The organism is Nocardioides jejuensis (assembly GCF_004337475.1).
Classification (GTDB): domain Bacteria; phylum Actinomycetota; class Actinomycetes; order Propionibacteriales; family Nocardioidaceae; genus Nocardioides; species Nocardioides jejuensis.
This window is the reverse complement of sequence record NZ_SJZJ01000003.1, coordinates 59,654-73,841: the sequence shown is the minus strand read 5'-3', so window position 1 is coordinate 73,841 and position 14,188 is coordinate 59,654. Positions and strand designations below refer to the sequence as shown.

Annotated in this window: 20 protein-coding genes and 2 tRNA genes; 17 read left to right on the top strand and 5 right to left on the bottom strand. The window is 68.8% G+C overall.

The genetic code is table 11. The annotated features are described in order from the left end of the window. Window positions 1–40 precede the first annotated feature (40 nt). The 5 genes from gyrA (at window position 41) to EPD65_RS02970 (ending at window position 3,700) form a co-directional block, all read left to right on the top strand. Window positions 41–2,677, top strand: a complete 2,637-nt coding sequence (gyrA, locus tag EPD65_RS02985; protein WP_131581675.1) for a DNA gyrase subunit A — start codon at window positions 41–43, stop codon at window positions 2,675–2,677. Further along, a complete protein-coding gene (locus EPD65_RS02980; protein ID WP_131581674.1) occupies window positions 2,677–3,186 on the top strand; it encodes a DUF3566 domain-containing protein in 510 nt (169 codons plus the stop codon). The genes gyrA and EPD65_RS02980 overlap by 1 nt, the downstream gene beginning before the upstream one ends. 99 nt (window positions 3,187–3,285) lie before the next feature. Further along, window positions 3,286–3,362 (top strand) — tRNA-Ile (locus EPD65_RS02975). Window positions 3,363–3,467: 105 nt separating this feature from the next. Beyond that, window positions 3,468–3,593: a DLW-39 family protein gene (locus tag EPD65_RS16495; RefSeq protein WP_243640414.1), complete on the top strand. Its 126-nt coding sequence runs from the start codon at window positions 3,468–3,470 to the stop codon at window positions 3,591–3,593. Window positions 3,594–3,624: 31 nt separating this feature from the next. After that, window positions 3,625–3,700: transfer RNA gene (locus EPD65_RS02970), tRNA-Ala, on the top strand. A gap of 72 nt (window positions 3,701–3,772) precedes the next feature. Here the strand turns inward: EPD65_RS02970 and EPD65_RS02965 are convergent. After that, window positions 3,773–4,228, bottom strand: coding sequence for an ArsI/CadI family heavy metal resistance metalloenzyme (locus EPD65_RS02965; RefSeq protein WP_131581673.1), 456 nt, complete (start codon window positions 4,226–4,228; stop codon window positions 3,773–3,775). A 73-nt stretch (window positions 4,229–4,301) separates the two neighbouring features. On the opposite strand from EPD65_RS02965, the gene EPD65_RS02960 reads away from it, so the two are divergent. The 5 genes from EPD65_RS02960 to EPD65_RS02940 are packed head-to-tail and all read left to right on the top strand — an operon-like array spanning window position 4,302 to window position 7,072. Further along, window positions 4,302–4,658: an ArsR/SmtB family transcription factor gene (locus EPD65_RS02960; protein ID WP_243640413.1), complete on the top strand. Its 357-nt coding sequence runs from the start codon at window positions 4,302–4,304 to the stop codon at window positions 4,656–4,658. Continuing rightward, on the top strand, window positions 4,655–5,365 hold the full coding sequence (locus tag EPD65_RS02955) for an aquaporin (protein ID WP_131581671.1): 711 nt from the start codon (window positions 4,655–4,657) through the stop codon (window positions 5,363–5,365). The genes EPD65_RS02960 and EPD65_RS02955 overlap by 4 nt, the downstream gene beginning before the upstream one ends. Window positions 5,366–5,385: 20 nt before the next feature. Further along, window positions 5,386–5,784: an arsenate reductase ArsC gene (locus EPD65_RS02950; protein ID WP_131581670.1), complete on the top strand. Its 399-nt coding sequence runs from the start codon at window positions 5,386–5,388 to the stop codon at window positions 5,782–5,784. Between the two features lie 15 nt (window positions 5,785–5,799). Further along, entirely contained in the window at window positions 5,800–6,033 is a 234-nt protein-coding gene (locus tag EPD65_RS02945) for a hypothetical protein (protein WP_131581669.1), read from the top strand. 37 nt (window positions 6,034–6,070) lie between these two features. Next, window positions 6,071–7,072 (top strand): hypothetical protein, encoded by a 1,002-nt coding sequence (locus EPD65_RS02940; RefSeq protein ID WP_131581668.1) that lies wholly within the window; start codon window positions 6,071–6,073, stop codon window positions 7,070–7,072. A 4-nt stretch (window positions 7,073–7,076) separates the two neighbouring features. Here the strand turns inward: EPD65_RS02940 and EPD65_RS02935 are convergent, their stop codons facing one another. Further along, entirely contained in the window at window positions 7,077–7,538 is a 462-nt protein-coding gene (locus EPD65_RS02935; RefSeq protein WP_131581667.1) for a MarR family winged helix-turn-helix transcriptional regulator, read from the bottom strand. 64 nt (window positions 7,539–7,602) lie between these two features. Between EPD65_RS02935 and EPD65_RS02930 the strand changes: the two genes are divergently transcribed. Together EPD65_RS02930 and EPD65_RS02925 are read left to right on the top strand one after the other, a co-directional pair. After that, the gene (locus EPD65_RS02930) at window positions 7,603–8,418 is read left to right on the top strand and encodes a sulfurtransferase (RefSeq protein WP_131581666.1); all 816 of its coding nucleotides are present in this window, start codon (window positions 7,603–7,605) and stop codon (window positions 8,416–8,418) included. A gap of 2 nt (window positions 8,419–8,420) precedes the next feature. Continuing rightward, window positions 8,421–8,759: a hypothetical protein gene (locus EPD65_RS02925; RefSeq protein WP_131581665.1), complete on the top strand. Its 339-nt coding sequence runs from the start codon at window positions 8,421–8,423 to the stop codon at window positions 8,757–8,759. 21 nt (window positions 8,760–8,780) lie between these two features. Here the strand turns inward: EPD65_RS02925 and EPD65_RS02920 are convergent, their stop codons facing one another. After that, the gene (locus EPD65_RS02920; protein WP_131581664.1) at window positions 8,781–9,578 is read right to left on the bottom strand and encodes an MBL fold metallo-hydrolase; all 798 of its coding nucleotides are present in this window, start codon (window positions 9,576–9,578) and stop codon (window positions 8,781–8,783) included. A 22-nt stretch (window positions 9,579–9,600) separates the two neighbouring features. Between EPD65_RS02920 and EPD65_RS02915 the strand changes: the two genes are divergently transcribed. Further along, a complete protein-coding gene (locus tag EPD65_RS02915) occupies window positions 9,601–10,383 on the top strand; it encodes an SURF1 family protein (RefSeq protein WP_131581663.1) in 783 nt (260 codons plus the stop codon). Window positions 10,384–10,408: 25 nt separating this feature from the next. Then, window positions 10,409–10,741, top strand: coding sequence for a DUF3817 domain-containing protein (locus EPD65_RS02910; protein ID WP_131581662.1), 333 nt, complete (start codon window positions 10,409–10,411; stop codon window positions 10,739–10,741). A gap of 4 nt (window positions 10,742–10,745) precedes the next feature. On the opposite strand, the gene EPD65_RS02905 is transcribed toward EPD65_RS02910, so the two are convergent. After that, window positions 10,746–11,066 carry a hypothetical protein gene (locus EPD65_RS02905; protein ID WP_131581661.1) on the bottom strand — a complete coding sequence of 107 codons (321 nt, stop codon included), beginning with the start codon at window positions 11,064–11,066 and terminating at the stop codon, window positions 10,746–10,748. An 84-nt stretch (window positions 11,067–11,150) separates the two neighbouring features. Here EPD65_RS02905 and EPD65_RS02900 point away from each other — a divergent pair, with 84 nt between their 5' ends. Together EPD65_RS02900 and EPD65_RS02895 are read left to right on the top strand one after the other, a co-directional pair. Beyond that, on the top strand, window positions 11,151–11,663 hold the full coding sequence (locus EPD65_RS02900) for a peptidylprolyl isomerase (RefSeq protein ID WP_131581660.1): 513 nt from the start codon (window positions 11,151–11,153) through the stop codon (window positions 11,661–11,663). 14 nt (window positions 11,664–11,677) lie between these two features. Next, window positions 11,678–12,583, top strand: a complete 906-nt coding sequence (locus EPD65_RS02895) for a rhomboid family intramembrane serine protease (protein WP_243640412.1) — start codon at window positions 11,678–11,680, stop codon at window positions 12,581–12,583. Between the two features lie 319 nt (window positions 12,584–12,902). Here the strand turns inward: EPD65_RS02895 and EPD65_RS02890 are convergent, their stop codons facing one another. Next, window positions 12,903–13,388 (bottom strand): cell division protein CrgA, encoded by a 486-nt coding sequence (locus tag EPD65_RS02890; RefSeq protein ID WP_131581659.1) that lies wholly within the window; start codon window positions 13,386–13,388, stop codon window positions 12,903–12,905. A gap of 61 nt (window positions 13,389–13,449) precedes the next feature. Between EPD65_RS02890 and EPD65_RS02885 the strand changes: the two genes are divergently transcribed. Beyond that, complete coding sequence (locus EPD65_RS02885) at window positions 13,450–14,187, top strand: DUF881 domain-containing protein (protein ID WP_165872860.1); 738 nt, start codon at window positions 13,450–13,452, stop codon at window positions 14,185–14,187. Window position 14,188 lies beyond the last annotated feature (1 nt).

Below are 14,188 nucleotides of genomic sequence, written 5' to 3'. Positions count from 1 at the left end.
GATTCCTAGATTCGAGTAGACGAGATCAGAGAGACGTATCGTGACTGAAACTCCCGTTCCCTTCGGCGGCCGCGTCGAGCCCATCGAGCTGCAGACCTCGATGCAGCGCTCCTACATCGACTACGCGATGGCGGTCATCGTCGGCCGCGCGCTGCCCGACGTACGCGATGGCCTGAAGCCGGTGCACCGCCGCGTGCTCTACGCGATGTACGACGGTGGCTACCGCCCCGACCGCAGCTACAACAAGTGCGCGCGCGTCGTCGGTGACGTCATGGGTAACTACCACCCGCACGGCGACTCGGCGATCTACGACACCTTGGTCCGCCTCACCCAGCCCTGGGTCATGCGTGCACCGCTGATCCACGGCCAGGGCAACTTCGGTTCGGCCGGTAACGACCCCGCTGCCGCCATGCGTTACACCGAGTGCCGGATGGCGCCGCTCGCCATGGAGATGGTGCGCGACATCGACGAAGACACCGTCGACATGACGCCCAACTACGACGGCAAGACCGAAGAGCCGACGATCCTGCCGGCGCGCTTCCCCAACCTGCTGGTCAACGGCTCTGCGGGCATCGCAGTCGGCATGGCGACCAACATCCCGCCGCACAACCTCGGCGAGGTCGCCGCGGCGGCGACCTGGTCGCTGCAGCACCCCGACGCCACGCGCGAGGAGCTGCAGGAAGCCGTGATGGAGCGGGTCAAGGGCCCCGACTTCCCCAACGGTGCCCTCATCGTCGGCCGCAGCGGCATCGAGCAGGCCTACCGCACCGGTCGTGGCGGCATCACGCAGCGGGCCATCGTCGAGGTCGACGAGGACAACCGCGGCCGCACCTGCCTGGTGATCACCGAGCTGCCCTACATGGTCAACCCGGACAACCTTGCGCTGAAGATCGCCGAGCTCGCCGACTCCGGCAAGATCCAGGGCATCTCCGAGGTCCGCGACGACACCTCGTCGCGCACCGGCCAGCGCCTCGTGGTCGTGCTGAAGCGCGACGCGGTCGCCCGGGTCGTGCTCAACAACCTCTTCAAGCACACCGAGCTGCAGACCAACTTCTCGGCCAACATGCTCGCGCTGGTCGACGGCGTGCCGCGCACGCTCACGGTCGACCAGTTCATCAGCAACTGGGTGACCCACCAGATCGAGGTCATCCAGCGTCGGACGCGTTTCCGGCTGGCGAAGGCCGAGGAGCGGGCGCACATCCTGCGCGGCCTCGTGAAGGCCCTCGACATGCTCGACGAGGTCATCGCGCTGATCCGTCGTTCGCCCGAGGTCGACGACGCCCGCCGCGGCCTCATCGAGCTGCTCGACATCGACGAGCTCCAGGCCAACGCGATCCTCGACATGCAGCTGCGCCGCCTGGCCGCGCTCGAGCGACAGAAGATCATCGACCAGCTCGCCGAGATCGAGCTCGAGATCGCCGACTACCTCGACATCCTCGCCAAGCCGGAGCGTCAGCGTCAGATCGTCATCGACGAGCTCGCCGAGATCGTCGCGAAGTACGGCGACGACCGCCGTACGCAGATCGTCGCGGCCGAGGGCGACATGTCCATGGAGGACCTGATCCCCGACGAGGAGCTCGTCGTCTCCATCACCCGCGGTGGCTACGCCAAGCGCACGCTCGCCTCGGCGTACCGGCTGCAGAAGCGTGGCGGCAAGGGCGTGCGTGGTGCGTCGCTGAAGGGTGACGACGTCGTCGAGCACTTCATCTCCACGACCAACCACCACTGGCTGCTCTTCTTCACCACGGCCGGTCGGGTCTACCGGATCAAGGCGTACAACCTGCCGGAGGCGGGTCGTGACGCGAAGGGCGGCCACGTCGCCGGCCTGCTGAGCTTCCAGCCGGACGAGTCGATCGCCCAGGTGCTCGCGATCCGCGACTACGAGCAGGCGCCGTACCTCGTGCTCGCCACGAAGAACGGCCTGGTCAAGAAGACCCGCCTCGGCGACTACAACTCCCCGCGTCAGGCCGGCGTCATCGCGATCAACTTCCGCGAGGACGACGACGAGCTGATCGGCGCCGAGCTGGTGAGCTCGGACGACCACATCCTGCTTGTCTCCCGCAAGGCCCAGGCGATCCGCTTCCCCGCGAGCGACGACCAGCTGCGCCCGATGGGTCGCGCGACGTCCGGCGTCTCCGGCATGAAGTTCCGCGAGGACGACCGACTGCTGTCGATGTCGGTCATCCGCGCCGAGCAGATCGCTGCCGAGGAGGCCGCGGAGTCGGGTGACGAGGCTGTCGAGGTCGTCGAGCAGTACGTCTTCACGATCACCGACGGCGGCTACGCCAAGCGGACCCGCATCTCGGACTACCGGGTCCAGTCGCGCGGCGGCCTCGGCATCAAGGCCATGCAGCTCACGGACGAGAAGCGCGGCGGCCTGGTCGGCGCCTTCATCGTCATCGAGGGCGACGAGGTCCTGTCGATCACCAACGGTGGTCAGGTGGTCCGCTCCCCCATCGATGACAACTTCCCGGCCAAGGGTCGTTCGACCATGGGCGTGAAGTTCGTGACGCCGAAGAAGGGTGACGCGGTCGCCGTCGTCGCTCGCTCGGTCGAGGCCCGCGACGAGGAGGATGCAACAATCGACGCGTCCGACGCCGAGGGTGACACCGCAGGTGGTGCCCCCGTCGACACCACCGACGTGCAGGCCGTACCGACCGACGAGAGTGAGCAGTGATGAGCGACGAGGCGCCGAAGCAGACGCTGGGTGAGCGGATCAACAGTGCGATCTCGGCCGCCACGGTCGAGATGCGGGCCAACGCGAACCCGGAGTCGAAGGAGCACGCGGACGCGGCTGCGGAGACCTCGGGTCGCCGTCCGCGCCGTGCGCGCCTGCGCCTGACGCGGATCGACCCGTGGTCGGTCATGAAGACGTCGTTCCTGCTCGCGGTTGCCTTCGGCATCGTCACCGTCGTTGCGGTCGCGGTCGTCTGGACCGTGCTCGGCATCGCCGGCGTCTGGGACTCGATCAACTCCACCGTCGGTGGCGTCATGGGTGGCAGCGGCGACGGGTTCGACGTCAACAACTACCTGGGCACCACCCGGGTCCTCGGCTTCACCATGATCATCTCCGTGGTCGACACGGTGCTGATCACGGCGGTGGCCACGCTGACGGCGTTCCTCTACAACATGGCGGCGGCGCTGCTCGGCGGCATCGAGCTGACCCTCGCCGAGGACGAGCGCTGACGCAGGCCCAGGGCCGTTCCGGGCCCCTCGTTTTGCTGCAGAGGCAGGGCCTCCGGTAACGTTCCGCCACGGTTCACACCACGGCCGCTTGCGGCTGTCGCGCCTATAGCTCAGACGGTTAGAGCACCACACTGATAATGTGGGGGTCGGAGGTTCAAGTCCTCCTAGGCGCACCACACCCTCACCGCCCGCAGTCCTTCCGGACCGCGGGCGGTGCGCATTTCGGCCGTGTGCCGGGGCGTTTTCCGTGTGCGTGCGTGGGGTTGGTAGCCTCTCGCCTCATGAAGAAGATCGTTCTCCTCGCTCTGGCCGCTGCCGCCGCTGTCTTCGCCAAGAAGAAGCTCGACGCGTCCCGTGAGGAGCAGGCCCTGTGGGCCCAGGCGACCGACCCGGTCACGCCTGCCTGACCTTCCAACCCTTGCGCGTCCGACGCGCATCGGGGCCTTGGCGCAATTGGTAGCGCACCTGCTTTGCAAGCAGGGGGTTAGGGGTTCGAGTCCCCTAGGCTCCACCACAGGTGAGAGGCCCTTTTCCCATGTGGAAGGGGGCCTCTTTCCACGTCCTGCAGCAGCTGACACGTCAGTGCTCAGCAGCACGCGGTAGCCGTCGGGGCGAGCTCGAGGGGCTCGGATCCGCAGCACGTTCCCTCGCCGTCCGACGTGCCCGAGAACGTCTCGGAGGCCTCGAGCACGGTGTAGATCTCCCACCGCTCGCCGTTCGGAGCGTTCTCGACCCAGAACTTGTCCTGGCGGGCGTAGCAGCAGGTGGTGCCGCGCTCGTCGACGGACGCGAAGCCCGACTCCGTCAGTCGCGCCTGCTCGGCGTCGACGGTGTCGCTGTCGGCGACCTCGACGCCGAGATGGTTGATCGATCCGCCCTGGCCGGGGTTCTCGATGAGGACCAGCTTCAGCGGCGGCTCGGCGATCGCGAAGTTGGCGTAGCCCGGCTTGGTCTTGGCCGGGGTGGCGTTGAACAGGGTCGAGTAGAACGCGATCGACTGGTCGAGGTCCTCGACGTTGAGCGCGAGCTGGATGCGTGACATGGCTTCTCCAATACATAGATCGTTGTCGATATCTGAGATTGCCACGGACATAGATGTCCGTCAACATAGATGCGTGTCGAAATCAGTCCTGGAACTCACGCCCGTCGAAACGGTGGCGTGCTGCTCGCCGCTCGTCTCGGAGCCGCTGACCAGTGAGCAGGCGGAGCGCATCGTGCCGCTGCTCAAGGCGCTTGCCGACCCGGTCCGGCTGCGCTTGCTCTCGCTCGTGGCGGCGCATGACGGTCGCGAAGCGTGTGTGTGCGACCTCAACGACGCCTTCGACCTCTCCCAGCCGACGATCAGCCACCACCTCAAGGTGCTGCACGAGGCCGGCCTCCTCGACCGCGCCAAGCGTGGGACGTGGGTCTACTACTCGATCCGGGCCGAGGCCCTCACCGACCTCGCGGCGCTGATCGGGGGCGGCCTGTGAGCGCCCGTCAGGACGATCTTGTCCGGAAGGTCGCTGCAGAGTTCGTCGGCACCGCCTTCCTCGTCGCGACCGTGATCGGCTCGGGGATCATGGCCACGAACCTGACCTCGGACGTTGGCCTGCAGCTGCTGGCCAACAGCCTGATCACCGGCGGCATGCTCGTCGCGCTGATCCTGACGCTGCAGCCGGTGTCGGCGGCGTTCAACCCCGTCGTGACCGCGGTCGAGGCGTTCTTCGGCGGCGTCTCGTGGCGGGACGCCGCGTGCTTCGCTGCCGCCCAGGTGGCAGGCGGCGCCCTCGGAGCCGTCGTCGCGAACCTGATGTTCGACCTCGACGCCATCTCGATCTCCACGCGAGACCGCTCAGGCAGCGGCCTCTGGATCGGGGAAGTCATCGCCACCCTGGGCCTGGTCATCGTGATCTTCGGAAGCATCCGCTCGGGCCGCACCGAGACCATCGCCTTCGCGGTCGCCGGCTACATCGTCGCGGCGTACTGGTTCACCTCGTCGACGTCGTTCGCCAACCCTGCGGTGACGTTCGCCCGGATGTTCTCGGACACCTTCGCCGGGATCGCGCCCGCCTCGGTGCCGATGTTCCTCGCGATGCAAGTCGTCGGCGCGGGCCTCGCGGTCGTCCTCGTCCGCGTGCTCTACCCGGCTGCAACCCTCACGCAGACTCCGGAATCAGTCCCCCAGCCCAGCGCCTGACACCCGAAGGACCCGCCTCGATGAGCGACAAGCCCACCGTCCTGTTCGTCTGCATCCACAACGCCGGACGCTCGCAGATGGCCGCTGGATATCTCCAGCACCTCGCGGGCGACCGCATCGAGGTGCTGTCCGCCGGCTCCAAGCCGGGCAACGAGATCAACCCGATGGCGGTGGCGGCGATGGCCGAGGAGGGCATCGACATCGCCGCCAACACTCCGAAGGTGCTCACGACCGAGGCGGTCCAGGCCTCCGACGTCGTCATCACGATGGGCTGTGGCGACGAGTGCCCGTACTTCCCCGGAAAGCGCTACGAGGACTGGAAGCTCGACGACCCCGCCGGCCAGGGTCTCGACGCGGTCCGGCCGATCCGCGACGAGATCAAGAAGCGCATCGAGGAGCTCATCGCGAGCCTCGTCTGACCGTATGGTCGGAGCATGGCAATCCCCCTCGGCTCCCTCCTCCTGCTCGTCGTCTTCCTGGTCTTCGTCGTCGGCTTCATCTGGTGGCTGCTCGTCCTCATCGAGGCAGTCCGTACGCCGACCGACGTCTGGCGGGCGGCCGGCCAGGAGCAGCTGGTCCACATCCTGCTGATGATCTTCCTCGGCCTCGTCGGCACGATCGTCTACGTGGTCGTGGCCCGGCCGAAGCTGCGGGCGGTCACCGGCTGACACCGGTCAAGATGGGTCGAGCGCTTACCCTCGACCGGTGCGGATTCTGCTCGGAGCGGCACTGACGGCCGTGGTGCTCAGCGGCTGCGGTGCGCCTGCCGCGCCCGTCACGGCGGAGCCGTCGCCAACCGAGATCCCCTCGCAGCTCGCCCTGCCGGCGCACCCGACCGGTCAGGTGTGGCGCGCACTGGCCCTCGTGCCCGCGGACGCCGAGGTCGTCACGCTGACGGACTTCGACACGATCCGGGCGCGCTTCGGCGTACCGGAGATGACGAGCGACGACCTGATGGCGGACCGGTCGGCGTTCTGGGAGCGGGTCCGGAGCGACGCTGTCGTGCTGACGGACGGTCTGCTCGCGGCGGACCACTCGCGCTTCTGGCTCGACCACGGCTTCACCGAGGACGACGTGGACTGGGAGGTGCGCTTCACCGGCCCCGAAGGCGCGGGCTACGTCGTCGCCTTCCGGCCCGGGTTGCCCATGGCACGGGTCGAGGGTGCGCTCGTAGAGAAGGCGCTGGCGGGGGTGACCGTGATGGCTGACCAGCACCTGCTCGTGAAGGGCGTGGCCCGGGAGGGCGACGCGGTCTGGGCGTCGGACCCCGCGCTTCCGGACCTGACCGACAGCGGTGCCGAGTCGGCGTACCTGCGGCGGGGATGTGTGCCGGTGCGGACGGCGCTCGGCGAGGACGCGACGGCCGAGGACCAGGCGACGCTCGTCGGCGAGCTGGATCCGCGCAACCTGGGTGATCTCCCGGCGTTCTCGGTGTCGTTCGCCGATGGGCTGGCCACCGCGCGGTTCGGAGCCGAGCGGGCTGACCTGGTGGAGCGCGTCGCCATCACGCGGGCATGGCCGGTGATCCGCAGTGCGCCGGGGTTCACCGACGGGTTCCGCCCGGAGGTGCTGGACGATCCGTCGACAGGTCGGATCGGGCTCCGCCCGAAGGCGCCGTACGCCGCAGCGGCGGTGACGCTCGACGACCTGCTGCCGTTCGCGATCTGCAACTCGGTGGAACCCGTCGAGGAGCCGACCGGGCTCTGACGGCTCAGCTGGTCGCGGCGGCGATCACCTGGGTCAGTCGCTTGTGCAGGTCGAGCAGCTCATCGAGCGGCAGACCCAGGCGCTCGACGATCGCCGGCGGGATGGCGAGCGCATCCTCCCGGAGCGCGCGCCCCTTCTCCGTGAGTACGACGGCCAGCGCGCGCTCGTCGTGCGGGTCGCGCTCGCGCCGGATGTAGCCGCTCGCCTCGAGCCGCTTGAGCAGCGGGGAGAGCGTGCCGGGGTCGAGCTGGAGCAGGCGGGAGAGCTCGTTGACGCGGAGTGGCTCCTGCTGCCAGAGGGCGAGCATCACCAGGTACTGCGGGTGGGTCAGGCCCATCGGCTCCAGCAGCGGCCGGTAGGTGGCGATGACGGTGCGCGAGGCGATCGCCAGGGCGAAACAGACCTGCTGCTCGAGGGCGAGGGGGTTGTCGATGCCCTCGAGGGACGGCGGTGTGCTGCGGCTCATGTTGTGAGTGTACCAATGCTTGGTGTACAAATCGTTAGTACACCAACGAAAAAGGAGTGCACCCATGGCCCGCACAGACGTCCTCGTGGACGGCGACTGGCTCGAGCAGAACCTCGGCAGCGTCGTCGTCATCGAGGTGGACGAAGACACCGCCGCCCACGGCATCACCCACATCCCCGGCGCGATCCAGCTCGACTGGCGCGCTGACCTGCAGCACCCGGCTCGTCGCGACGTCATCGACCAGGACGGCTTCAGCGCGCTGCTCTCGGCGAAGGGCGTGACCAACGGCGACACCGTCGTCCTCTATGGCGGCGACAACAACTGGTTCGCGGCGTACGCGTACTGGTACTTCAAGCTCTACGGGCACCAGGACGTGCGCCTGCTCGACGGCGGCCGGAAGAAGTGGGAGCTCGAGGGCCGGCCGCTGGAGTCGACGCCGGTCTTCCGCTCGGCGACGCGCTACGTCGCGCGTCCGGTCGACCTGTCGATCCGGGCCTTCCGCGACGACGTGATCGCCGCCATCGGCGCGACGCCGATCCTCGACGTCCGGTCTCCCGCGGAGTTCTCCGGCGAGATCCTGGCACCGGCGCACTTCCCGCAGGAGCAGCCGCAGGTCCGCGGCCACGTCCCGACCGCGGTCAACGTGCCGTGGGCGAAGTCGGCGGCCGAGGACGGCAGCTTCCTCCCGGACGACGAGCTCCGTGAGCTGTACGCCGACGTGCTCGGCGGTGACGAGGTGATCGCGTACTGCAGGATCGGCGAGCGCAGCGCGCACACCTGGTTCGTGCTCAGCGAGCTGCTCGGCGTCGAGAAGGTCCGCAACTACGACGGCTCCTGGGTCGAGTACGGCAGCCTCATCGGTGCCCCGGTGGAGATCTGACGATGAGCACCGGGCAGCAGCGCCGGCCGCGCCACCTCATGGATCCCGCCAACCCCGTGCGGCCGGTCAACGACGCCAGCCTCACGCAGGTGCAGCGGTGGGTGATGTCGTCGCTCACCGTCGTGACGGTCGCGCACTTCGCGGTCGGCCTGCTGCTTGCGGCACTCGCCCTGCCGACCGATGCCGTCGGTGGCCGGGTGACCCTCGCGGTGATCGCCACGATCCTGTGGCTGGCGGGCATCGCCGCGGCCCGCGCGATCCACGGCGTACGGGTGGTGAGCGGGTGGTTCGCGGTTGGCCTGCTGCTCGGCGCGGTCGGCGTGGCGGTCGTGCTCGTCTGAGCACGGCCCCCACGCTCTGCGTCAGGCGAGGTGGTTGAACTCGGTCTCGTCGTGCGCCGAGAAGATGGTCACCTCGGGGTGGCCGGCGCGCAGCTCGCGCAGGCGCTCCTGGTTGGTGCGGCGCTCCTTCTCGTGGACCGCCATCAGCTTCTGGAAGCCGACGAGTCCGTAGTTGTACGCCGGCGGCCGCTCGAGCTCGCCGTGCCAGAAGTAGCTGTCGCCGGCGTGGAGCAGCCAGCCGCCCTCCGGCGTACGCACCGCGACACCGGAGTGCCCGCGGGTGTGGCCTCGCAGCGGAATCAGGACGACGTCGTCGCCCAGCGCGCGCACGCCGCTGAACCCGAACCAGTCGTCGCCACCGGCCTCGTGCAGCTGCCACTGCGGCCCATGGGCCCACTGGCCCTGGATGTAGCGGCGCTTCTCGAGCAGGGTCGCGGGGTCCATCGCCGCCCGGTGCTCCTCCGCCGCGACGTGGATGCGCGCGTGCGGGAAGTCGCCAAGGCCGCCGGCGTGGTCGACGTCCATGTGGGTGAGGACGACGTCCGTGACGTCCTCGACGGTGAAGCCGAGGTCTGCGACCTGGGCGCGCGCGGTCTGCTCCGGGGCCAGGTCCGGACGGACCAGGCTGAGGAACGGGCGGCCCAGCCGCTTCTTGTCCGCGAGGTCACCGGTGCCGAAGCCGGCGTCGACGAGGACCAGCCCCTCCGGACGCTCGACGAGGAGACAGTGGGCGACCATGCGCCGTGGCATCAGCCGACCGCCCGGGGCGCCGAGGGGATGCATCGTTCCGCAGTCGAGGTGGTGGATCCGCGTCGTCATGCCCTGATCGTAGGCTGGTCGCGTGCCACCTGCCCCGGAACGACGGCCCCATCCGCTGTCGCCTCGCTACTGGGGCGTCCACCTCCTCGCGGTGGTGCTCCTCGCCGCCGCGGTGATGCTCGGCGTCTGGCAGCTCGACGCGTGGAAGACCAAGCGCGAAGCCGCCGTCCGCGACCTGACGACGGTCTCCGCGATCCCGCTCGCGAAGGCGATCGGGCCGGACGACCCGTTCCCCGGTCAGTACGTCGGCCAGCCGGTGTCGTTCGCGGGTCGGTGGCTGCCGAAGTCGACGTTCCTGGTGAGCGGGCGCGAGCGCGCGGGTGTCGAGGGCTACTGGGTCGTGACACCGGTGACGGTCGACGGCACGAAGTCCGCGATGCCCGTCGTGCGGGGCTGGACCCCGTCGCAGTCGTCGGTGCCCGCCGCTCCGTCCGGGCCAATGACGCTCAAGGGCTGGCTGCAGCCGGCCGAGGGCACGGGCGAGGTCGACACCGACACGACCGACGACGTCCTGCCGCAGCTGCGGATTGCCGACGCCCTGCACTTCGTCGACCAGGACCTGTACGGCGCCTACGTCATCGCCTCCGACACCGACCACGGCCTGGATCGTGCGGAGCTGGACCAGCTGCCGCCGGCGCCGCGGTTCTCCGCGATCCGGAACCTCTTCTACGCCATCGAGTGGTGGTTCTTCGGTGGCTTCGTGGTCTTCATGTGGTGGCGCTGGCTCATGGACGACGTGCTGGCCGACCCGGACGCGGACGGCGAGGCAGCCGACGAGGGTGACGAGGACGACGTACCGGCGTAAGGGCAGCGCAGGTACCGTTTCGGCCGTGAAGCTCTTCCCTGCCTACAAGGTCCTCGCCTACGTCGTCGGCACGCTGCTGGTGGCGCTGACGATCGGCATGATCTGCAAGTACCTCTTCCCCGAGGGTGGCTCGATCCAGTCGTTCGGAGAGACCCTGACGCCGATCGTCGCCGTCGGCCACGGCTACGTCTACATGGCGTACGTCGTCGCGGCGTTCATCCTGTCGATGCGCGCGGGGTGGACCTACACGTTCCTCGGCCTGATGCTGCTCGCCGGCCTCGTCCCCGGGCTGATCTTCGTGGTCGAGCGTCGTGTCGAGGCCAAGGTCCGCGCGGAGGCGCCGGCGCTCGTCGGCTGACGCGTCAGCCGAGGTCGGAGTCGACCTCTTCGGTGGGCGCGGGCGGGGCGACCTGCCAGTCGCCGCCGGCGCCGAGCGCTCGGCGTACGGCCATGACGAGGAGTGCGCCGAGGCCGCCGAGGACGACGATCTTCTTGGTCAGGGCTCCGGTGGGCGCCTGGCCGACGTGCTTCTTGGGCACCTTCGCGCCCTTCTCCTTGGCGAGCTTGCGGCCCTTGTTCATCAGCTTGGGACCGGTCGTCGCCAACTGCGTGAACGTCTTCTCGATCTGCGGAGCCCACTCGTCGGGCAGCGCGGCCAGATCCTTCTCAGAGCGCTTCGCCATGCGGCGATCCTGCCGCACGCCGCGGGCTGTCGCCAGCCCCTTGTACGCTCAGGACCGCATTGACTTCGACCCCGAGAGGCAGCCATGTCTGACCTGAAGGCCACCCTGAAGACCAACAAGGGTGACATCACGATCAACCTCTTCCCCAACCACGCTCCCGCGACGGTGGAGAACTTCGTCGGCCTCGCCGAGGGCACCAAGGACTACACCGACGACGCCGGACGCTCGGGCGAGAAGTTCTACGACGGCCTGGTCTTCCACCGGATCATCAAGGACTTCATGATCCAGGGCGGTTGCCCGCTGGGTCAGGGCATCGGCGGTCCGGGCTACAAGTTCAAGGACGAGTTCCACCCGGAGCTCTCCTTCAACAAGCCCTACCTGCTCGCCATGGCCAACGCCGGCCCGGGCACCAACGGCTCGCAGTTCTTCATCACGACGGTCGAGACGCCGTGGCTGACCAACCGCCACACGATCTTCGGCGAGGTCGCCGACGACGCCTCCAAGGCTGTCGTCGACGCGATCGAGGGCGTGGCCACCGGCGCGATGGACCGCCCGGTCGAGCCGGTCGTCATCGAGTCCGTCGAGATCACCCGCTAACCTTGAGCGACCCCGTGACTCCCGCCCCGCAGTGCTACCGGCACGCGGGGCGGGAGACGCACATCTCCTGCCAGCGCTGCGAGCGTCCGATCTGCCCGGACTGCATGCGCTCGGCGGCCGTGGGCTTCCAGTGCCCCGAATGCGTCAAGGACGGCGCCCGGCAGACCCGCAGCGGGCGGTCGGCGTACGGCGGCGCGCGGGTGGCCAACCCCAGCCTGACCTCGGGCGTCCTGATCGCGATCAACGCGGCTGTCTGGCTGCTGATCACCGCTACCGGCGGTGCGGCGAGCCTGTGGGCGGCCCGGCTCTCCCTGATCCCGCGCGCCAGCTGCGTCCAGGGAGGCGGCTCGTACCCAACCGCGACCGAGGCCACGTGCCCGCCGACGGCCACGTGGATCCACGGAGTCGCTGACGGCGCCTGGTGGCAGCTCGTGACGAGCATGTTCACCCACGTCGAGGTCATGCACATCGGCTTCAACATGCTGGCGCTGTGGTTCCTCGGCCCCCAGCTCGAGCTGGCGCTCGGGCGGGCGCGCTTCGTCGCGCTCTACCTGCTGTCCGGGCTCGGTGGTTCGCTCGCCGTCTACTGGCTCGCCCCGACGTACACGTCCACTCTCGGCGCCTCCGGCGCCATCTTCGGCCTGATGGCCGCCCTGCTCGTCGTGGCCTTCAAGGTCCGCGGCGACGTGCAGAGCATCCTCGGCTGGATCGGCATCAACGCCGTCATCACCGTCATCGGCCGCGGCTCGATCTCCTGGCAGGGCCACCTCGGTGGCTTCCTGGGTGGCCTCGCGCTGATGGCAGTCTTCGCGTTCGCTCCGAAGGGTCCGCAGCGAGCTGCGTGGCAATGGGGCGGAGTGGCGCTGTACGCCGTCGTCGTTGTGGGGGGCCTCGCCCTGCGCACGGCTTCCCTCGCCTGACGCATCTTGCGTCGGCACGTCCGCCTGTCCGTCTTCGGACCGGCGCGGCCGCCCGCCGCGCCCGCCCGGGGCGCCGGATCTGCGGCAGTGATCTGTCTGCTCGGTGTTGGTACAGATCTGCTGGCCTAGCGACGGTGGATCTGTACCAACACCGAGCACACGCTCGGCGACCGTCTGCACTCCACAGCCCGAGTTATTCACACTGTGGATAAACCCTGTGGATAACTTACACGTGTGTGATTCCGCAGGTCAGAAGCACAAATGCAGAACGCCCCGCTCGGGAAGAGCGGGGCGTTCGGAGCGTCGTACGGGGGACGGGTCACTCCCACTTCGTGGCGTAGGTGAAGCCCACGGCCATGAAGCCGATGCCGACCATCAGGTTGTACTGCTGGAGGTCGGACAGCAGCCAGATCGCGCCATCGGCGCCCGGGGCCTTGTTGGCGAAGACGTAGAACGTGCAGATCCAGATCAGGCCGATCAGGAAGCAGCCCAGCATGCCGACGACCGGGCCACGCCCGCGGCCGAGCGGGGTCTTGCGGTGCGCGGCGAGGATCAGGCCGACGAAGATCAGGCCGAAGCCGATCACCCAGTTCCAGTTCTTCAGGTCCTTGGTGCCGGGGATGATCGGCTTGGGGTCCTTGGCGGTCGCGGAGTACGTGTCGTGCAGGTAGATCGTCCAGAGCACGACGGCTGCGATGCCGGCCGCGATGAGGAGCAGGGACACGAGGAAGCGCACCGAGAAGATCGGTCCCTTGAGCGGGTCGATGCCCTGCGGCGCCGTTGCAGTGGCCTTGCTCTTCGACACGTGTCCTCCAGTGATCGGGGGCCGCTGCGAACTTCACGCGGCCCCGGCTAGCGTAGTGGGCATGACCACGTCACACCGACAGCGCCGCTCGTGGGCTGTCGTGACCCCCGTGGTCTTCCTTCTCGCCGGCGGCCTCTTCGCGGTGAGCGCAGCCAACAGCGAAGGCACCGACCTCCGCCCCGGTCGTACGACGGACCTGGCCGGCCTGGTCCAGGTGCAGAACCGTGACCTGCGCAAGCTGCGCGACCAGAGCCGCCGCCTGTCCCGCGAGATCGACGCGCTGACGGCGAGCCGCAACGACAGCGGTTCGCGCGAGACCCGTGCTGCCGTACGCCGACTCAAGGGCCCCGCCGGCCTGCAGCGGGTCACCGGGGACGGCGTGACCGTGACCCTCTCCGACGCGCCGCGTGAGGTGCGCGAGTCGAGCGACCAGGACATCAACACCCTCGTCGTGCACCAGCAGGACATCCAGGCGGTCGTCAACGCGATGTGGGCCGCGGGCGCGAAGGCCGTGACGATCGAGGGCCAGCGGGTCGTGACGACGACCGGCATCCAGTGCGCGGGTAGCACGGTCCAGGTCAACGGCCTGTACTTCCCGCAGCCCTACGAGATCACCGCGATCGGCGATGTCGACACGATCGAGCAGCGGATCACCGACGACGGCTACCTGCAGGTCTACCGCGCCCAGGCAGCCGAGCCCGACATCGCGATCGGCTGGACCATGCAGTCCGGCTCCGACCTCGTGGCGCAGCCGTACACCGGACCGATCCGCGCGGAGTACGCCAAGCCGGTCAGCTAGA